Origin of the sequence: Thiohalocapsa halophila (assembly GCF_016583825.1) — a bacterium.
GTDB classification, from domain to species: domain Bacteria; phylum Pseudomonadota; class Gammaproteobacteria; order Chromatiales; family Chromatiaceae; genus Thiohalocapsa; species Thiohalocapsa halophila.
Window position 1 is genome coordinate 1 of sequence record NZ_NRRV01000081.1, and the last position, 19,446, is coordinate 19,446.

The following is a 19,446-nucleotide window of genomic DNA, read 5'->3' on the forward strand; positions in this document are numbered from 1 at the left end:
TGCGCACCCCTCACTGCGCACCCCGCACCCCGCACTTCGAACTGCGCACCCCGCACTGCGCCCGCCGCACTCCGCACTCCCCACTTCAACCACCTACCGCCCCAGCTCACCCAGCCGCGCCAAAAACCCCCCATACCCCTGCTCCCCGAGCCAAAAGTCCATGAGATTCTCGACGCCGTTGCTGGTGAGCGTGGCTCCGGAGAGACCGTCCACCTTGCGCTCGGCGTTGGGCGCCTTGGGATCCACGCTGCCCTTGACCACTTCGATGACGGGCTTGCCGTCGGGGCCGATGACGGTCTTCCCGGCCCACTGGCCGAGCCACTTAGGGCTCGCCACCTCGCTGCCGAGACCGGCGGTCTCGCGCTGCTCGTAGAAGGTGAGGCCCTTGACGGTGCGCCCGTCCGGGGCCAGCGCCAGCAGACCGTGCATGGTCGACCACAGACCCTGGCCGTAGACGGGCAGCACGATGGTCGCAAGCGCCCCGTCGTTGCGCACAAGGTAGACGGGCATGCGATCGGGGCGCCGGCGGATGCCGGCCGGGTCCTGCGCCAGCGCCTTGCTCTGGTCGGGGTCCTGGGCGGCGTCGCGGTAGGAATAGGTGGAGGCATCGGCGTCCGCCAGCAGCTCGCCGGTTTCCAGGTCAACCAGCCGCGGCTCGATCTGCTCGAAGGCCTGGCTCAGGCTCACCCCAGGGTCGTCTAGCCCGGCCACCTTGACCACCTCGCGCTTGAGCTCCAGCGCGGCGTTACGCTCCTGTAGCGGGCGCAGGGTCACGGCGGTCGCCGACACCACCACGGAGCAGGCCAGGCACAAGGCCACGGCCACCGCCAGGGTCTTGCGCGGGTCGTCGTTGGGCAGCGCGAAAACCGCCCGCAGGCGCGCCAGCACGGCGTTGCTCATGCCATATCCCTCCGCCGCCGGCGGCGCACGTTCGCCTGCACCACGAACCAGTCAATGAGCGGCGCAAAGAGGTTGCCGAACAGGATGGCCAACATCACGCCCTCCGGATAGGCGGGATTGAGCACGCGGATCAGCACCGTCATGAAGCCGATCAGGAAGCCATAGAGCCATTTGCCCGTCTCCGTCATGGAGGCGGACACCGGGTCGGTGGCCATGAACACCAAGCCGAACGCGACGCCGCCGAGGACGATATGCCAGTGCCAAGGCAGGCCGAAGGCGGGGTTCGTGTCGCTGCCGATGGCGTTGAACATCAGCGCCGTGGCGACGACGCCGAGCAGCACGCCGGCCATGATCCGCCAGGAGGCGACGCCCGTGTAGAGCATGAAGACAGCGCCGGCGATGATGAACAGCGTGGACGTGGCGCCGATGGACCCCTGGATGGTCCCGAAGAAGGCGCTCCACCAGGTGACGCCGGCGGCCTGGATGGCCTCCACGCCGCCCGCCGCCGCGAGCATCAGCGGGGTGGCGCCGCTGAAGCCGTCCACCGCCGTCCAGACGCCGTCGCCGGAGATCTCCGCCGGATACGCGAAGAACAGAAAGGCGCGGCCGGTGAGCGCCGGGTTCAGGAAATTCTTGCCCGTGCCGCCGAAGACCTCCTTACCGATCACCACGCCGAAGGACATGCCGAGCGCCACCTGCCACAGCGGAATGTCCGGCGGCAGGGTGAGCGCGAACAGGATGGAGGTGACCAGAAAGCCCTCGTTCACCTCGTGGTTGCGCACGCTGGCGAAAATCACCTCCCAGAAGCCGCCGGCGGCCATGGTGACGGCATAGATGGGCAGGAAATACACCGCCCCATGCCAGAAGTTGTCCCAGACGCTGGCAGGGTCGTAGCCGCCGGCGCCGAGCAGCCAGAGCACAGCACCGCGCCAGCCCGGCACCTGCTCCAAGCCCATGCCCGCCATGGCCTGGTTGGCCTGGTAGCCGACGTTGATCATGCCGAAGAGCGCGGCGGGGATCACCGCGATCCAGACGAAGATCATCACCCGCTTCAGGTCGATGCCGTCGCGCACGTGCGGCGCGCGGGCGGTGACCGTGGACGGCGTGTAGAGGAAGGTATCCACCAGCTCGAACAGGGCGCCGAAACGCTCGTAGCGCCCACCGGGCTGGAAGTGCCGCTCCTGGCGGTCGAGAAACTTGCGAAGGCGCTGGCTCATGGGATGGGGTACTGCTCAGGCGTCCAAAAGCTCCTAACCATGCTCATGCCGAATCTGCTCCAGATTCCGCCGCAGGGCCGGCCCGTAGTCGTGCTTGCCGCAGTCGACGAAGCTCAGGAGCGCGAGGTCCTCTTCGTCCAGCTCCAGCGCGCCCAGGGCTTCCGCCGTCTCGACATCGTTCACCAACAGCGCCCGCAACAGCTGCGTCGGCAACAGATCCAGCGGCATGACCCGCTCGTAGGCGCCGACTGGTACCATGGCGCGGGGGCTGCCGTGCAGGGATGTCCCCAGATTCAGTGGACCGCCGTCACGCCGGGACCAGAACAGGTTCATCGCCGAGTAGCGCCCGCGCCCTGGCATGATCCAGCCCAGGAAGTCGCGCTCGCGCTCCTCCGGCAGCACCGTCACCTGGTTGTGAAAGCGCCCGAGATAGGCGCTGGTCCCCACCGCCTGGCGCCCGGTGAGCGCGGAGCCGGAGATGACCCGCGCCTCGTGGGGACCCTTGAGCTCGCCCTGGATCAGGTCATTGGTGCTGGCACCGACGCGTGTGCGCAGCACCCGCGGATTGGCGACCATGGGCCCGGCAAGGGCGATGATCCGGGTGGGATCGACGCGGCCGGTGCGGAACAGCCGGCCGACGGCGACGACATCCTGCCAGCCGATGTGCCACACCTGGTGCCTGAGGCTCGCCGGGCGCAGCAAATGAATATGCGTGCCGGGGAGGCCGGCGGGATGCGGACCCGCGAGCTCGGCCAGGCGCAGATTGGGCAGCGCAGGCAGAGCCAGGCCCGCGTCGGGGCGGGTACAGACATAAAGGGGCCCGTCGGTGAGCTTGGCCAGCACCCTGAGGCCATCGGCGAAGGCCTCGCCGTGCGCACGGATCATGGGTGTCGGGTCGGCCGCTAAGGGCTGGCTGTCCATCGCCGTGACGAACATCGCAGCCGGCGCCAGACCGGGGTCCGCAATCATGCTGAAGGGCCGGGTGCGCAGCGTCAGCCAGGCCCCGGAGGCGGTCAGGTTCTCGATGACCTGATCCCGGCTCAGGCCGTCCAGCTCCGCCGGACTGTAGGCATTGAAGGTTTCTTGGTCGCCGCCGTTCGGGTCGTGCTCGGGGTCGTCGAGGCGGATGACCACGGTCTCCAGCACGCGGCGCGGGCCGCGGTGGATGGCCTCGACCACACCGCTGCCGGGCGCTGTGCCCACCACCTGCCGGTAAGCCTTGCGGCGGGTGATCGGCTGCCCCAGGCGGACCCGGTCGCCCTCGGCGACTTCCAGCGTCGGCAGTCGTTTGGGCCCGCGCACGTCCAGCCCGACATAGGCCACATGGCGCGCAGGCTGCGCCCGGGGAATCGCCGCGGCATCGGCCACCGGCGCCGGTGCACCACTGAGAGGAATATCCAGCCCCTTGCGGAGCCGAAAGCGCTGAACTGGCGGCTCATCTGCCGCCGGAGCCTGGCCGGTACTAGGTACAACCACCGTCAAAGTCCGACTGCATCACCGAGCTGATCATCGCCGGCGCGAAGGCGCGGCGAGCCATGGAGCCTGCGGCCACCGCTCGCGCAGCCCGCCCCAGTGGCGGTGACCTTAGCACAGCCGCCGCGGGTTGTGCGCGTGCACAAATCCCTGCAACTGCGAGGGAGTCCAGACAGCGCCGCCCGGCATGTCTCGCGTGCACAAACGCTGCGCGCACCCTTGCAGCAACAGCGGCGGGCGCCGACGGCACCGGCATCCGGGCCTCAGGGGCTGGCAGGCGGGCGCCGCGACGCCCGATGCATCGCCGGCCCGCCTCTAGGCCAGTGCGTCATAGACCAGTGCGTCAATCGGCCGCCGGTGCGGTATCGCACCATTTCTCCAAGATGTCGCTGACAGTGTCGAGATCGGCGCGCACTTTCGGCAGCAGTGCTTGCGCGTCTTCGAGACGCCCGTCGCGGCCGGCCTGCTCGATGGCCGCCGCAAGCTGCCGCAGCGTCTCGGCACCGATGTTGCCCGCAGAGCCCTTGAGGGAGTGGGCACGGGTACGCACGACATCCGCATCGCCGCTCGCCAGCGCCTCGGCGAGCTCCGCAGAAAGCGCCCTGGAGCTCTCAACGAAGATAACCGCGATCTCGCGCGCGATGTCTTCGTCATTGTCGAGCCGCGCAACCATGGCGTCGATGCTGAACTGGGTGTCGGCCGAGGCCTCCGCTGGCCCCGCCTGTGGACCCTGTGCAGGAGGCTCCCCCTCGGCGGGGCTTGATGCCGGCATCGGCTCCGCATTGGCGGCGGCTTGAGGCCCTGCGACGGGTGCATCCGCCTCTGCGGCTTGCTCGCTCGGCTCGGCGCCTGCCATCGTGGGCGATGGTGCGCCGGCGGCGGCGGCCTTGCCCGCAGCAGCACCCGCCGGCGCCAGCAGCGCGGCGATGATGTCGCCTAGGGTCTCGCGCTGCACCGGCTTGGTGACGAAGTCGTCCATGCCGGCAGTGAGACAGCGCTCGCGGTCCGCGGTGGACGCATGCGCCGTCATGGCGATGATGGGCAGCCGGCGCCCGGTCCCTGCTTCCAGGGCGCGAAAGCGTCGGGTGGCCTCCAAGCCGTCCATGTCCGGCATTTGCACATCCATGAGCACCAAATCATAAGGCACCAGCTGCAGGGCCTTCAGGGCCTCGCGGCCGTTGGCAACGGCGTCGGCCCGATAGCCCAGGCGCTTCAGCATGGACAGCGCGACTTTCTGGTTGGTGGGGTTGTCCTCCGCGACCAACACACGCAGCGGCAGCCCGCCGGCCGCAGCCTCGATGGGTATCGCCCCCGACGTCGCGAGCTCCCCTGGACGCTCGAACAGCCGCACCAGCAATCGATGCAGCACATTGCGCTTCACGGGCTTGGTGAAGAAGGCATCGAAGCCCGCCTGCTCCAGTGCCCGGCCGTCGCCGCGCTGATCGCGGGAAGAGAGCATCACTAGCTTGGGCTCGCCATAGCTCCCGCCGCGGCGAATCTCGCGGCCGAGTGTGAGCCCGTCCACCACCGGCATCATCATGTCCAGCACGACGATGTCATAGGGCTGGCGCGACTCGCTGGCCGCTCCCAGCTGCCGCTTGGCCGCCTCCGCGCTGCTCGCCTGATCGATCACGCAGCCGAAGGCCGAGAGGTATTCGTACAGTACCCGCAGGTTGGTGGCGTTGTCGTCGACGATGAGCACGCGCTTGCCCACCAAGACATCATCCGGGGCTTGCGCCGCCGCCTGCGCTTGCGGATCCAGCAGAAAGGGAATCTCGAACCAGAACACAGAGCCGACGCCGGACGTACTGTCACAGCCGATGCGCCCGCCCATGAGCTCCACCAATTGCTTGGAGATGGCCAATCCCAGGCCGGTGCCGCCGAAGCGGCGGGTGGTGGTGGCGTCCACCTGATAGAAGGATTGGAACAGGCTCGCCTGGCGCTGGCCGTCGATGCCGATGCCGGTGTCGGCCACCTCGAAGCGAAGCAGGCAGTGGCTGTCGTCCTCGCCGGCATCCAGGCGCTGCACATCCACCGAGACCTCACCATGCTCGGTGAACTTGATAGCGTTGCCGGTGAGGTTCACCAGGACCTGGCGCAGTCGGCCGGCATCGCCGCGCAGGCGCACCGGAATGCCCTCCGGCAGCAGGCAGTTGAACTGCAGACCCTTCTCGAAGGCCTTCAGCGCCAGGATGTCGGCCACTTCTTCGACGGTCGCGCGCAGGTCGAAGCCCGTGACCTCCAGCTCCATCCGTTTGGCCTCGATCTTGGAGAAGTCCAGGATGTCATTGATGACGTCCAACAGCGCCTCGCCGGAGCTGTGGATGGTCTCGACATAATCGCGCTGGACGGCATTCAGGTCGCTGTCGCGCAGCAGTCCGGTCATGCCGATGACGCCCACCATGGGCGTGCGAATCTCGTGGCTCATGTTGGCGAGGAAATCGCTCTTGGCCTGACTCGCGAGCTCGGCGGCTTCTTTGGCTTCGCGCATTGCATCGGCGGCCTCGCGGCGCTCGGTGACGTCGCGAATGCTGCAGCGCAGCCCCATGTTCGTGCCATCGGCGTCGAAGATGGGCTGCCCGGAGATCACCGCCCACGACAAGCCGCCGTCACGGTGCATGAGCCGAAACTCGTGCTCACCGCTGTAGCCCTCCAGCAGCCGCTGCACCTGCGCGCGAAAGCCCTCGCGATCGTCGGGGTGCACCATGGGCAGCGGATAGTCCGACATGCTCATACACTGCTCCACGCTGTAGCCGCTGACGCGCTCCACCGCCGGGTTGACCCACAGCAGCTTGCCCTCGGGGTCGGTCCAGTCTTCCCAGTCGTAGGTGTAATTGGCGATGGCACGGAACTCGCGCTCACTGCGGCGCAGCGCGTCTTCGGCACGGCGGCGCTCGGCCACCTCTCGGTTCAGGGCCTCGTTCTTGGCCTCGATCTGCCGCTCCCGCAGCGCCGCCTCGCTCAAACGGGCGCGCAGCGCGGCAGCCCCGAGGTTGGCGCGAAAGACAATGGCCACACCGGCCAGCACCAGCGCCGCCAGCACGGCGATGGCCAGCGCCTGTACCCAGGGGTTCAGGTCGCTCGCGATGGCGTCGATGCGATTGATCTCGATGAGCTCGAAGGGGGTCCCTGCAACGGGCACGGCGGAGACGAACACCGAAACCCCCGCCTCCGGCAGTGTCAGGCGCAGCGGGTCGGCAAGATCGCCGGTGGCGAACTGCTCCGGTCCGCCGTCCAGGCGCGAGAGAACCTCGCGCCACAACGGGGAATGCTCGGTCCCGACCAACTGCCGGCCGGCGTCGCCTCCCTCCACCAGAGCGAACGCCAGCGCCTGCCCGTAGTCGCCGGTGTCCAGCAGGCTGGAGTGCAGCAGCTTCGGGTCGATCCAGGCGACGATCTGACCGGCGTACTCGCCCTTGAACCGATAGGGCACGGACACGACGATCGCCGCGCCCGCCTCCAGGGTGCGGACTACGGCGCCGTTGTCGTTGGGCCGCAGACAGGCGCGAAGGTCTTGCTGTCGCTCGGCGTCGGCGTCCGCGTCGGCGCGCACATCCACCAGTGCCTCACCGCTCGCGTCCACCAGCACGATGCGCTCGTAAATGGGCCCGCCTCTCACCTGCTTGCGCGCCATCAGGTCCTCGAACAAGTGCTCGATGGGGACCAGGCTCTGATTCAGGCCGAAGGGTCCGCTCATGCCGAGCGCCAGATTCTCGAAATAGACGGACACCTCCCGCGCCCGGGCGAGGTTCTCCAAGTCGCTCTGCTTTTCGTCGAAGAAGTACTCGATGGCCGTGCTACGGCTCTCGGCAGCCTGGCGAATGCGCTCTGCCAGGGTTTCCTGCAAGCGGGTGGCATTGCGGTAGTTATCGATCAGCAGATAGCCCATGAGGCTGACCAGGGCCAGTGCCGTCAGGATGGTCCAGAGCGTGAGCCTTGGGGTCTGTGCTGGCGTCGCAGGGGCGTCGGTCATCGGCAAGGATCACTGTATCGGTTGGCGCGGGGTCACCTGAGTGCGCCGCGTGTGCCGGGATGCGACGGCGTGCTGACGCATCGAGCCGGAATCGGGACGACGGCCGTGCGATCGGGCAGACCGCGGGCGGGCACCCGGGCGCGCCACCGGCCATCAGTGGGATATTGTCGGAGTTGTTGCGGACGGCGAACGATGAACCCGTTCATACTCCGCAAAACCCGTTGTCGAGACAGGCGCAGCGGATCAGGCGGCGGCCCGGCGGCGGGCCGCCGGCGTGTCAATCCTTGGCAGCGATGAAATCCGGGAAGTAGTCCACCACAAAGGGATAGTACTTCCGGGCCAGCCGATCGAAGCGACCATCCGCCTTGATGGCGGCCAGATAGGTATTGAAGGCGTCGCGCAGCGCTCGATCCTCCGGGCGGAACGCCGGGGCCATATCCTGGCGCTCGCTCACGGGGCCGATGACCTTGATCTCGCCCGGCCACTTCTGCAGGGCCACCAGCGCGTCCGGCACGTCGAGGAGGGTGAACTCGGACTCGTTCGCGAGCAGCGCCGGCGCCAGCTCGTTCAGGGTGCCGTCGAACAACGCAATCTCGGCGCCGGTTTTCTCCATGTCGTACAGCGACGGATCAAGGCAGGTATCGAGCTTGCCCAGCAAGGTCTTGCCATCCAACACCGACTTGGTCTTGACGATGTCGTCCACCAGGCTGTTGCTCGGCCTGATGGGCGCGGCGGGCGAATCGGCCCGCGACATCAGCCACACCTGCGTCGGGAAGGTGGGCTCGGCGAAGGCCACCACCTTCTTCCGCCACGGAATCACCGTCATGCCGTTGGCGATAACGTCGCCGGTTACGGGCACGTTGCCAAGGACTTCCACGTCATCCCCGTTGGCCCGGACCTTTTTGCCGGTCAGATTCCCGATCGCGCTGGACCAATCCGTGCGAACGTATTCATAATCCACGCCTAGCCAGTCGGCAAAACCCTGCATAAGCTCCACGTCCATGCCGTCACCGGCACCGGTGACGAAGTTGGCATAGGGGATGCCCAGGTGCCGCAGGACACCGCGCTCCTTGAGCGCTTCCAAGCTGTCGCTGGTGGTGCCGATCACCGGCCAGCACAACAGCGCCGCCAGCGTCAGGACGACGACGCGTCCGGCGACGCCGGAGGCCGCCAGGCGAGAACGCCGCCGCGTTTCGGTGAGTGCTTTCATCCGCTACCTCCAGCCAGATGCGAGTTGTTCTGAATGTCGTGCAATGCAGGCCGCCGCGCCCGGAAGGCACAACGCCGCCTAGGCTTTGCATTGTAGCGGAACAGCGCGAGTCAGCGATTCGTTAAAACGTGTTTTTTGTTGCTGTCAATCGGGCAAACACCGTTCAACTGATACGGGTTTTCTCGGTGATCGCGGTTGCCTTGGCCCTGGGCGCTTGCTCCACGCCCCAGCAGCGCGCGTTGCCGCCGGGGCTGGATCAGCCGCCCCCCATGGTGCGCCCAGAGGCGTTCAAGACCCCGCCCCAGCAGGTCACGCGCCGCCTGACGACCGAGGAGAAGCTGAGCCAGTTGCGCCAGCTAGTGGCAGAGACCCGGCTGCAGCCGACCCTCGGCAAGGGCGATGTGCTGAGCATTTCCGTCTACGACGAGCCGGATCTGGGCGTCTCGGGCATCCCCATCCGACCGGACGGCAGGATCTCCTTCCCGCTCATCGGCGACGTGCAAGCAGCGGGACGCAGCGTGGAGGCGCTGACGGCGACCGTCACCGAGCGGTTGTCGCGCTTCGTCATCGAGCCCCGGGTGTCGGTGATCGTCACCGAGCTGAACAGCCTCAACTACACCATCAACGGCGAAGTCACCAAGCCCGGCGTGTATCCGCTGGTGACCGACGTCAGCCTGACCCAGGCCATCGCCCGCGCCGGGGGCTTCAAGAAGGGCCAGTTCCGCTCCAGCTCGGTGGAGGTGGCGGATCTGTCCACGGCCTTCATCGCCCGCGAGGGTCGGGTCCTGCCGGTGGATTTCACGCGGCTGTTCCGCCAGGGCGATCTGCGCTTCGACATCGCGCTGCAGGACGGCGACTACATCAACATTCCATCGGGGCTGTCGAAGGAAGTGTACATCGTCGGCGAGGTCAACAAGCCCGCGCAGTTCGCCTTCCGCGAGGCGATGCCCATGTCCCGCTCCCTGGCGCTGGCAGAGGGCTTCACGCGGGAGGCGGATCTCTCGCGGGTGCACATCGTCCGCGGCTCCCTGAGCAACCCCCAGCTCATCGTCGTCGACTTCAAGGATGTGCTCCAGGGGCGCGCCCAGGACGTCCCGCTGGAGCCGAACGACATCGTCTATGTACCGCCGACCTATCTCGCGCAGTGGTCGCAAATGCTAAACCAGATCGTGCCCACCATCACCGCGATCCAGACCGGCATCATCCTCGGCAACTCCGTCGGCGGCAGCGACGGCAATTGACCTTGGCGGGCCGCGCCTCGTACCGCCGCCGCTGCCTCCTGCCGGCGCTGCTGACAGCAGCGGCCATGCAGGGCCTCGCCTCGCCGGCCGTCGCCGGGGGCGAGCGGCGGCTCGGCATCACCACGCCGCTGGGACTGAGCGCCGAGCAGCGGGCGCAGACATCGGCGCGCATCCCGGCGCTGGTGCCGGCGCCGGCGGCTGCGCCCGGTTCGTTGCCCGCCGACGGCCCGCTCAGCGCCGCCGCCCTGCGCGCGCAGCAGGCGCTCACGCTGGTGGTGGCGACAACGGCCGATGCCCCCGCGCCGCCGCCCGCCGCCGCCCTGCGCCTGCTGGCACCGGACGGGCAGCGCCTGAGCGTCACGCACCGCGGCAGCGACCGGCAAGTCGTCGGCTTCGATCAAGACCGACAAGCCATCGTCGGCACCCGCCTGCATCTGCTCCTGGAGGCACCGCTGCCCGCCGGTGTCCGCCATCGGCTGGTGCTGCCCGGGGACGCCGCCGCCATCCCGATCGTCTGGCAGCCGGACCGGGTCACCGGCAGCATCCAGGCAAGCCAGGTGGGCTATGCGCCGCAGGCCGACAAGCGCGCCTTCGCCGGCAACTGGCTCGGCAGCGCCGGCCCGCTGCCAGTGGCGGCGCGGCGCTTCGAGGTGGTTGCCGAAGCCAGCGGCCGCGTCGCCCTGACCGGAATGGCAGAAACGGTCGCCCAGCACGACCCCTGGAGCGGCAACCGGGTGCTGGCGCTGGATTTCTCTGAGCTGCGCGAGCCCGGGCGCTATCGCATCCGCATGGACGGGCTCGGCGTCTCCGACAGCTTTCGCATCGCCCCGGACGTCTACGCCCCGCTCTACCGCAGCCTGTTCCGGGTCTTCTTCCACCATCGCAATGGTATGGCGATTGCCGCCCGCTACGCGGACCCGGGGCATGCGCGGCCCGAGGGCGGCGTGCCGGCGGCGCTGGAAGGTGTGCTGCACCCCGCCGTGAAGGCATCCAAGCTCGGCTGCGGCAGCGCGGGCTGCGGGCGGCGCCGGGTCACCGGCGGCTGGTTCGACGCCGGGGACTACGGCCAATATGTGCCGAACGCCGCGCCGGTGTGGTTCTACATCGGCGCCGCCCTGGACTTGGCGCCGGGGCGCTTCGGCGACGGCGACCTCGGCATCCCGGAGAGCGGCAACGGAGTGCCCGACGTGCTGGACGAGCTGGACTGGGGCATGCGCTGGCTGCTCGGCATGCAGGACCCCGACGGCGGCGTGCACTTCCGCATCGCGAGCCGCCGCTGGGACGAATCCCTGCCCCACCGCATCACCGCGCCGCGGCTCATCGGCGCGCGCACCACCCATGCGACGGCCTCCTTCGCCGCCGCCGCAGCCATCCATGCCAGGCTGATGCAGCCCCATGCGCCGGAGCGCGCCCGCGCAGCCCTCGCCGCCGCCGAGGCCGCCTGGGACTTCATCGAGGCACACCCGCAATGGCCGGCGGAGGGCGAGCGCTACCGCAATCCCAAAGGCATGCACGCCGGTGAGTATTCGGACGCCTCGGCCCACGACAATCGTCTGTGGGCGGCCGCCGAGCTGCTGCGCACGACGGGAAAGGACCGCTACCGCCGCGCCTATGCGGACCTGGCCGACGACGTCGGCGTTGACCCTACCAACCCCGTCGCCTACGACAAGCAGGCCATGGCCGCCTTCTGGGCCTATCTAATGGCCCACGACGAGCCGGCCGACGCGGCACCATCCGCCGGCGATGGCGAGGATCAAGCTGATCCGGCGCTGATCAAGCAGGCCCGGGACGCCGTGCTGGAGTCCGGGCGCTGGCGCGCCCGCATGGCCGCCGCCCACCCCTTTGACGCGCCGGTGCACCATCACATTGGCTTCGTCGGCTGGGGCAGCTTCGCGCTCTCCACCCGCGCCACCCTGCCGCTGCTGCAGGCCTATGCCCTCTCCGGCGAGCCCTCCCTGCTGGACTGGGCCTGGCGCTCGCCGACACCGCAGCTCGGCGGCAACCCGCAGGCACTGTGCTACATCACCGGCTTCGGCGCCCGCTCGCCGCGCTATCCGCTGTCCAAGCTCGCGCAATACGATGCCGCGGCCGAGCCGCTGGCCGGCATCCCGGTGCTGGGCCCGCATTGGCACGTGCCTAAGGTCTCACCGCAGATGCGCAGCATCAACGCCGCCTACGCTCCGCCGAGCGAGCCCAGCGAGCGAAAGCCCGAAAGCGATGCCGGCTACCGCGCCGCCTACCCGGCGCTGCGGCGCTTCACGGACTCGGACTATCTGCCCCACATGAGCGAGCCCACGGTGGTGGATTACGCCCAAGTGGGCGTCGCCTATGGCCTGCTGAAGCGTCCCGGCCTCGGCGCCGAGATCCGCGCACGCTTCGGCGAGCGCGACCGTCCCTGAGCGCAGGGGACCGGCGGCACATCCGCGCTCGGGCAGGAACGGGCCCTGCATGGGGTTTCGGGAACAGCGATGCCCGCCGCCGGCGCCATAAGATCCGGCAGCCACGGCCGGCCCGCCAGTCACCAACCACCCGAGACGGAGGTCCCATGCCAGTTCCACGCTGCAACAGAGGCCCCCTGGCCGCCGCGCTGGTGCTGATGCCCGCCGCCGCCGTTGGCGCAGAGGTCCCCGAGGAATGCCGCTTCGAGGCCGACGCACCCAAGGGCGCCGCCGCCACCATGGCCTGCTACGCGGCCCTGAATACCGACGACGCCAGCGGGCTGTCCGCGGCCGAGGCCGGCGTCCTGCCCCGGCTGCGCGGGCGCTTCGCGGAGCTGGATGCGGACGCCAGCGGCGCCTTGAGCCCGGATGAATTCCAGGCCGGGCTGCACACCCCGGCCCAGCGCGGCGGCGGCAAGGGGGTCTGAGCGCTGCGCCTGCGGGGGGCCACCCCCGGGAGCCGAGTGATCGGTCAAGTCATCGCAGGGAAGCCCGGGCATACGGGGCGACGGCGAGCAGACTCACGCTGATCACTCAGCCGGCGGTGCGCTCCGCTGCATCTTCGATCTCCTCCTTGCCGGTGATCATGGTCTCCAAGTGCGCCGTGGGCGTCGGCCCCGTGGTGATCATGTACAGATGCACCACCAGGAAGACCACCGCACCATAGGCGGCGGCGGTGTGGACGACGGCCACCGGCATCAGCGCCAAGCCTCCAGGCGTCCCCCAGAGGTCGATGCCGAGATACACCAGCCCCGAGATCCACAGCAGCGGCGAGATGACGACACCGTAGAGCAGGTAGGCCATGGCCTGAAGCGGGTTGTGCTTGCGCTTGGGCCGGGGATTGAAAGGGTGCGACTCGCCGCGGAACATGCCCCAGGCGTAGAACCGCAGCACCGCCGCGAGCCCGCGGGTGGTGGGTGTGTATTGGCGCCACTCGCCGGTGGCGATGAGCCAGAAGGCGGCGAAGACCCACACGACGATGAGCGCCAGCGCCGCCAGCACATGCGTCGTCGCCGCCGTACCATAGCCCATCAGCGTATAGCTGCCGTGGACCTCGAAGCCGGTCGCCAGCAGCAGGGTCATCAGCAGCGCCTGGGTCCAATGCCAGAGCCGCTCCAGGCCGGAATACATGGTCACGGTGCGGGTCATGTGTCTTGCCTCCGCCGGCGGTTGAGCCAAAGCCGCAGCACCAAGTGCACGGCCACGCCCAGCACGGCGGCGGCGAGCGCGAGCCGGCCCCAGCGCTCCACACCGGGCGCGGCGTCGCGCCCCGGCAGGTAGAGTCCGGTGAGCTCGGCCATGCGCCCGTCCTCGGCGTGGCAGTCGCCGCAGGCCAGCGCGTCCTCGGCGGGCGCCACCATGTGCGTGATGGGCCAGGCCATGCGCGTCTCGGCGAAGGCCACCTCACCGCTGAAGGGCAGACCCGCCTGCGCCATAGCGCTGGCGATGGCGGGCTGCCAGTCGAGCCCGGTCCAATAGGCCTCTTCGGTCTTGCCGAAGAGCTGCATGTACACCAGCCGCTGGTTGACGGGGTCGTAGGGCTGCTTGCCGCGCATCATCTTGAAGGGCCAGATGCGCGCGTCCGGGTCCTCGGGGCCGCCGCGGAAATGGTTGATGGGCACCGGCTCCGAGGCGTCCACGGTCTGATCCGGCAGCGTGAAGCGCATGGTGCCGTCGAACCAGCGATAGGTGGGCGTCAGGTCCTCGCCCCAGCGGATGGCGCCGAAGCGCGTGCCGTAGGTCAGGTTGCCGTCTTCGTCGTGACGCTTGATCCGGTTGCCGTCCGCGGAGAGGCGCCCGGCCTTGGACCAATCCCACCAGGTCTTGGTGGCGACGCCGCCGCGGGCGAAGGCCGGGATGTGGCAGCTCTGGCACGCCACCCGGTCCGAATGCCCGTTCAGCTTCCGGGCCTGGTACATGGCCGCCGGGTTGTCGCCATAGGGATGGGGATCGGTCCCGTGGCAGGACTCACAGCTCGCGGCGTGGCGGCGCTCGCCGGGCCGTCCCGTGCCCTTGCGGTCGCGGGCATTGACTTGGTAGCGGCTGCCGGCGATGTGGTGGGCGGCTTCCACATGGCAGTCGCCGCATGTGAGCCCGGCGCCGTCGGGGCTCATGTGCACGTCGAGCCCGGGCTTCGGGTCCAGCAGGGAGGTGTCCAGGTCGCCGTGCTTGGAGCCGTTGCCGCCGCCGCCGAAGAAATGGCAGCCGCCGCAGGTGGCCTTGCTGGTGGGGCCCACATTGCGGGCCACCTCGCCCAGGTCAGGCGGCGTCAGCTTGTGGCCGTGGACCCGTGTGGGCTCTTGCAGGACACGCCCGGCGCGCTTGGGCGCTTTCTCATAAGTGCCGGTGGTGTCGTGGCACACCAGGCAGTCGACGCGCGAGTCGTCGCTGAAGTCGAAGTCCGGTCCGTCCCAGCCATAGCCCACATGGCAGGCGGTGCAGCGGGCCAGATTGGTGGTGACGTTGTTGCAGAAGCTGTTGACCACGTGCTGCTTGCCCAGCAGCTGGCCGGTGTAGGGATGCTCGTACTCCCAGCGCCAGTGGATGCTGCTGCGCACCTGCTCGCCGGCTTCGGTATGGCAGGTGAGACAGGCCCGGGTAACCTCGCGACCATTGGCGAAATCACCCTGGAGCTGGTCGAATTCGCTGTGGTCGGCCGTCGGCGGGTCCACGGGTATCGGTACGGCGGCCATCGCCGCGGTGGCCCCCCAGATCGACACCCAGATCAGCGTCAGGACCGCCAACGCAGGCAAGCGTAGCGCAGGCAAAAGGCGGCTCGCCGCCGGAGTCGGCCCTGGCCACCGGGACTGCTGGGCTGGCCCCCGGCAGCAGTGCCCCCCGGCGTTGCGCCGGCCATGATCGCCATCGGCACAGGACGCTTGCCCGGTTAGGTCTCTCGATGAGCGGCCGGCGGGGCGTGCAGATGTCTGTTCGCTATGCATGGATTAGCAACCAACAATGGGCGGCGGCCATAGCCGCCGCCCGGACAGCCACCGTGTCCGAGGCATCGCAGGCGAGCCACGGCGGCCGGGACCTCGAGCCGATCCGCCAGCGCCGGCCGGCGACTCGGCCGGCGCCGGGATCAGCCCACTCGACTCGGGGCTGCCCTAGCTCGCGCTGCCGCTGGCCTGGCCGTCGCCGGGCTGCGCATCGCTCAGCTTGACGATGGCGTCCGCTTCGAGCTCGGTGCCGCCAAAGAACTTGTCTTCCATGTCGCCGCTGACGCTGACGCGGTCGCCCTGCTCGATCTTCTGGTAACCAGTGTCGTCCAGCGGGTCATAGCCCAGACCTTCGGTGCTGACGGTGAGCTCTGCGCCTGCCATGTCGACGGTGAACTCGTCATCACTCACCGAGGAGACGGTACCGCGGACCACCGTCTCGGACAGATCCACCGGCACGGTGACGGCCATCACCACGTCCTCTTCGTCCACGGCGCTGGCGTAGAAGGTGGTGCCGAGCTTCTGGACATGGACGCTCATGGCCTCGATGGTGGTGGTCTCGAAGAAGTCGTCATCCACCTTGCCGACGACATTCACCTTGTCGCCTTCGAGGAGCTTGTAGGCGTCGGCGTCACGGTCGCCGTCGTCCATTTCGACGATGATATTGCCCTCGCCGTAGTCCAGCGTGAAGCGATCCGGCTCCACGGACTCGATGGTGCCGTCGATGCTGATCCAGCTGTCGTCCGGCATGGCATAGGGCATCTCCTCGGCCGCGGCAGCCGTCATCGGCACGGCCGCCGCCAGCGCCAGCGCGCTGCCCGCGAGCATGGGCCCGGGCTGGAAGCGAAATTGAAGGCGTTTCATCTCTACCCCCTTCTCGTCTATGGATGCATGAGTAAAGGCCGCGGTCGACTGACTGCCGCAGCCGTCGCCCGGAGCGAGAAGCAGCAGCCATGCCAGGCGCCCGCTTGGCGCTTTACTGTCGGGCGCCCTAGCCGCCCATCCGCGGCGGCTTGCGTATTCGCGCCACCGGGTCTCGGCGCTTGGGGCCTCGGCTCGATCGAGCGCGAGCGGACACGGCCGACCGCAGCTCCCTGGCCCGCTGCCTGAGCCGATCGCGCGCGTGGCCCGGCCGGCGTTGGGCCAAATGCCCCGGCGCCGGGGCATTTGCAGTCGGAACGCACGCCCGCCCCAAGCCGAGGTTCCGGGTGAGCGACCCGCAGCGCTTCTTTTCGCTGTCGGCGCAGACGGCGGCTTCGGGGTGACCGGCGGCAGCGCAGCCGCGGTAACCGGTGCCCGGGGCGCCACGGCATGACCGGCTAGGGCCTAAGCTTGAGGGAGAAGCCGTTTGCTCCCGGATGCTGTCCTGCACCGGGACCGAACCTGCTCTGCACCGGGACCGAACCTGCGAGTGATGGCAATGCCTGATTCCAAGCTGCCCGGCGACAAACAACCGCTGAACCGCCTCGGCCCCGGCAGCGACGGACCACCACCGCCGTCGCAATGGCGCAGCTATGCCCTCGCCGCCGTCGCCATTGTGCTGCTGGCCATGGTGCTGAACAGCCTCGTGTCCACGCCGCCGCGGGAGCTCAGCTACACCGCCTTCAAACAAGCCGTCCGCGACGACCGGGTAGCCGAGGTGACCTTCGACGGCGACCGCATCCACGGCCGCTTCAAGCCGCAAGCCACAACCAGCGTGGACGAGACCGCCGAGTCGGGAGGTACCGATATCCGCTCCCGCACCGGCGCGGGCCCGATGCAGCAGGCGGAGCCCGCCGACGGCGGCACCAGGACGTCGGCCGCCGCCGGCGCCGAGCGCTTCGTCAGCACCCTGCCGCAGGTGGGCGACCCCAAGCTCCTGGACCTGCTGGAGCAGCACGGCGTGGAGATCCGCGCCACCTCCGCCCAGAGCGGCGGCTGGGCACGCGCGCTGTTGGCCTTCGTGCCCTGGATACTCATCCTGGGTATCTTCCTGTTCGTCAGCTGGCGCATGCAGCAGAGGCTTATGGGCGGGGGCGGCGGTGGCCAGCAGGGCGGCGTCTTCGGCTTCGCCAAGTCCGGCGCCAAGCGCTTTCGCACCGAAGACGTCAAGGTGCGTCTGGACGACGTCGCCGGCCTGAAGAACGCCAAGGCGGACCTCGCCGAGATCATCGGCCACCTGGCGGACCCGGAGCGCTTCCGTGCCCTCGGCGCCAGGATTCCCAAGGGCGTGCTGCTGGTGGGCCCGCCAGGCACCGGCAAGACCCTGCTGGCCCGCGCCGTCGCCGGCGAGGCCGGGGTGCCCTTCTTCAGCATCTCCGGCTCGGAGTTCGTGGAGATGTTCGTCGGCGTCGGCGCCGCCCGGGTGCGGGACCTGTTCGACTCCGCCAAGAAGACGGCGCCCTGCGTCATCTTCATCGACGAGATCGACGCCGTGGGCCGCTCCCGCGGTGCCGGTCTCGGCGGCGGCCACGACGAGCGCGAGCAGACCCTGAATCAGATCCTCGCCGAGATGGACGGCTTCGAGCCGCACGAAGACGTAGTCGTGCTGGCCGCCACCAACCGCCCGGACGTCCTGGACAACGCCCTGCTGCGCCCCGGCCGCTTCGACCGCAAGGTCTATCTGGAGCTGCCGGACAAGGCCGCCCGCCGCGCCATCCTCGACATCCGCGCCAAGAAGATCCCCCTCGCCGACGACGTGGATCTGGATAAGGTCGCCGAGCGCACCATCGGCTTCTCCGGCGCCGACCTCGCGAACCTGGTCAACGAGGCCGCGCTGCTCGCCGGCCGCCGCGAGCGCGAGCAGGTGGACATGGACCTGTTCGCCCTGGCCCGGGACAAGATCGTGCTCGGCGCCGAGCGCGAGCAGGCCATCGGCGACGACGAGCGCCGGCTCATCGCGGTGCACGAGTCCGGTCATGCGCTGATGGCCTGGCTGCTGCCGAGCGCCGACCCGCTAGACAAGGTGACCATCATTCCCCGCGGCCAGGCGCTTGGCATCACCGAGCAGGTGCCGCGGGAGGAGCGCCACACCTACAAGCAGAGCTACCTGCGCGATCGCCTCGGCGTGATGCTGGGCGGGCGCATCGCCGAGCAGCTGGTGTTCGGCGAGGTCACCACCGGCGCCGAGAACGACCTGGAGCAGGCGACGGACCTCGCCCGCAAGATGGTGAGCCGCTGGGGCATGAGCGAGGCCATCGGCCCCTTGGCCTTCCCGCGCGGGCACGAGCACGTCTTCCTGGGCCGCGACATCTCCGAGGCGCCGAACTTCAGCGACGACACCGCCCGGCGCATCGACGATGAGATCAAGATCCTGGTGGAAGCCGTGGAGGCGGATGCCCGCGCCCTGATGCGCAAGCACCAGGACGCGCTGACGCGCCTCGCCGCCCGTCTGCTGGAGGCCGAGACCCTAGACGCTGCCGAGATCGACGACCTGCTGCGCGAGGCCGGCCTGTCCAAGCCCGCAGACGCCCACAACCAACCGACCGGCACCGGCCCGCGGGCGGTGCGCACCGCCAACGGCTGAGCCGGCGGCTGATATGGGGGCTGATCCGGGGGCTGATCCGGGAGGCCAAGCACACGAGGCTCGTCCCGAGCAGCATCGGCACGGCCCCGGCACCCCGATCCCGGCTCGTTTACCGCCGTCGGCGAGCAGCGGCAACCTGCACCACCGCGGAAGCTCCGCGCGCGAGCGGCGCATCGGGCCCGCGACTAAGCGTGAGGGTTATGGCGCCCTCCCCGCCACGGCATATGCCCCCGCTGCGGTGCATATCCCCCCGAATGACTGAATGACCCTCTGCGAGGCCGCAAGCGCTGCACGCCCGAGCCGTGACCCGAGCGTCTCGGCATTCCTGTGAGTACTCCCGAGGCCTGGCCCAAACCGACTCGGTAGTTACCCCAATGACCTCACCGACGAGCAAGGGAGTCCGGGCCTGACGCACGCCTACCGCGCCGCGGCAGCGGTTTCCCCGGCACAGCGGTTGCTGGCTGCTGGACATCGCCCGGTGTGCCCGGGGCGGCGAGCGGTCCAATGCCTGCCCGAACCGCAGGCGGCCCGCCCCGGCACACCGCTATCC

12 protein-coding genes are annotated in these 19,446 nt (G+C 69.2%); 4 read left to right on the forward strand and 8 right to left on the reverse strand.

Annotation, left to right across the window (positions count from 1 at the left end; translation table 11 throughout):
- Window positions 1-93: 93 nt before the first annotated feature.
- The 5 genes from CKO31_RS22285 to CKO31_RS22305 form a co-directional block, all read right to left on the reverse strand.
- A complete protein-coding gene (locus CKO31_RS22285; RefSeq protein WP_200241734.1) occupies window positions 94-900 on the reverse strand; it encodes a Na(+)-translocating NADH-quinone reductase subunit C in 807 nt (268 codons plus the stop codon).
- A complete protein-coding gene (locus CKO31_RS22290) occupies window positions 897-2,117 on the reverse strand; it encodes an NADH:ubiquinone reductase (Na(+)-transporting) subunit B (protein ID WP_200241736.1) in 1,221 nt (406 codons plus the stop codon). Before CKO31_RS22290 ends, CKO31_RS22285 begins: the two co-directional genes overlap by 4 nt.
- A 33-nt stretch (window positions 2,118-2,150) precedes the next feature.
- Window positions 2,151-3,593: a Na(+)-translocating NADH-quinone reductase subunit A gene (locus CKO31_RS22295; RefSeq protein WP_200241738.1), complete on the reverse strand. Its 1,443-nt coding sequence runs from the start codon at window positions 3,591-3,593 to the stop codon at window positions 2,151-2,153.
- Window positions 3,594-3,933: 340 nt separating this feature from the next.
- On the reverse strand, window positions 3,934-7,563 hold the full coding sequence (locus CKO31_RS22300; protein ID WP_200241741.1) for a hybrid sensor histidine kinase/response regulator: 3,630 nt from the start codon (window positions 7,561-7,563) through the stop codon (window positions 3,934-3,936).
- Window positions 7,564-7,840: 277 nt separating this feature from the next.
- The gene (locus CKO31_RS22305) at window positions 7,841-8,773 is read right to left on the reverse strand and encodes a transporter substrate-binding domain-containing protein (protein ID WP_200241744.1); all 933 of its coding nucleotides are present in this window, start codon (window positions 8,771-8,773) and stop codon (window positions 7,841-7,843) included.
- Window positions 8,774-9,042: 269 nt separating this feature from the next.
- Between CKO31_RS22305 and CKO31_RS22310 the strand changes: the two genes are divergently transcribed.
- From CKO31_RS22310 to CKO31_RS22320, 3 genes are all read left to right on the forward strand, one after another.
- Window positions 9,043-10,014: a polysaccharide biosynthesis/export family protein gene (locus CKO31_RS22310; protein ID WP_200241747.1), complete on the forward strand. Its 972-nt coding sequence runs from the start codon at window positions 9,043-9,045 to the stop codon at window positions 10,012-10,014.
- Window positions 10,015-10,079: 65 nt separating this feature from the next.
- The gene (locus CKO31_RS22315) at window positions 10,080-12,413 is read left to right on the forward strand and encodes a glycoside hydrolase family 9 protein (RefSeq protein ID WP_200241750.1); all 2,334 of its coding nucleotides are present in this window, start codon (window positions 10,080-10,082) and stop codon (window positions 12,411-12,413) included.
- Window positions 12,414-12,559: 146 nt separating this feature from the next.
- Complete coding sequence (locus tag CKO31_RS22320; RefSeq protein ID WP_200241753.1) at window positions 12,560-12,880, forward strand: hypothetical protein; 321 nt, start codon at window positions 12,560-12,562, stop codon at window positions 12,878-12,880.
- Between the two features lie 106 nt (window positions 12,881-12,986).
- Here the strand turns inward: CKO31_RS22320 and CKO31_RS22325 are convergent, their stop codons facing one another.
- The 3 genes from CKO31_RS22325 to CKO31_RS22335 all read right to left on the reverse strand — a co-directional run bounded on the left by CKO31_RS22325 (window position 12,987) and on the right by CKO31_RS22335 (window position 16,255).
- The gene (locus tag CKO31_RS22325) at window positions 12,987-13,601 is read right to left on the reverse strand and encodes a cytochrome b/b6 domain-containing protein (RefSeq protein WP_200241757.1); all 615 of its coding nucleotides are present in this window, start codon (window positions 13,599-13,601) and stop codon (window positions 12,987-12,989) included.
- Window positions 13,598-15,220, reverse strand: coding sequence for a tetrathionate reductase family octaheme c-type cytochrome (locus CKO31_RS22330; protein WP_200241760.1), 1,623 nt, complete (start codon window positions 15,218-15,220; stop codon window positions 13,598-13,600). Before CKO31_RS22330 ends, CKO31_RS22325 begins: the two co-directional genes overlap by 4 nt.
- Before the next feature lie 339 nt (window positions 15,221-15,559).
- A complete protein-coding gene (locus CKO31_RS22335) occupies window positions 15,560-16,255 on the reverse strand; it encodes a NirD/YgiW/YdeI family stress tolerance protein (protein ID WP_200241763.1) in 696 nt (231 codons plus the stop codon).
- A 556-nt stretch (window positions 16,256-16,811) separates the two neighbouring features.
- Here CKO31_RS22335 and ftsH point away from each other — a divergent pair.
- Complete coding sequence (gene ftsH, locus CKO31_RS22340; RefSeq protein WP_200241773.1) at window positions 16,812-18,896, forward strand: ATP-dependent zinc metalloprotease FtsH; 2,085 nt, start codon at window positions 16,812-16,814, stop codon at window positions 18,894-18,896.
- The last annotated feature ends 550 nt before the right edge of the window (window positions 18,897-19,446 follow it).

Coding starts and splice junctions, on each gene's coding strand:
- CKO31_RS22305 (WP_200241744.1), bottom strand. CDS start 8,773: ATGAAAGCACTCACCGAAACGCGGCGGCGTTCTCGCCTGGCGGCCTCC.
- CKO31_RS22310 (WP_200241747.1), top strand. CDS start 9,043: ATGGTGCGCCCAGAGGCGTTCAAGACCCCGCCCCAGCAGGTCACGCGC.
- ftsH (WP_200241773.1), top strand. CDS start 16,812: ATGCCTGATTCCAAGCTGCCCGGCGACAAACAACCGCTGAACCGCCTC.
- CKO31_RS22315 (WP_200241750.1), top strand. CDS start 10,080: ATGCAGGGCCTCGCCTCGCCGGCCGTCGCCGGGGGCGAGCGGCGGCTC.
- CKO31_RS22290 (WP_200241736.1), bottom strand. CDS start 2,117: ATGAGCCAGCGCCTTCGCAAGTTTCTCGACCGCCAGGAGCGGCACTTC.
- CKO31_RS22320 (WP_200241753.1), top strand. CDS start 12,560: ATGCCAGTTCCACGCTGCAACAGAGGCCCCCTGGCCGCCGCGCTGGTG.
- CKO31_RS22335 (WP_200241763.1), bottom strand. CDS start 16,255: ATGAAACGCCTTCAATTTCGCTTCCAGCCCGGGCCCATGCTCGCGGGC.
- CKO31_RS22300 (WP_200241741.1), bottom strand. CDS start 7,563: ATGACCGACGCCCCTGCGACGCCAGCACAGACCCCAAGGCTCACGCTC.
- CKO31_RS22325 (WP_200241757.1), bottom strand. CDS start 13,601: ATGACCCGCACCGTGACCATGTATTCCGGCCTGGAGCGGCTCTGGCAT.
- CKO31_RS22285 (WP_200241734.1), bottom strand. CDS start 900: ATGAGCAACGCCGTGCTGGCGCGCCTGCGGGCGGTTTTCGCGCTGCCC.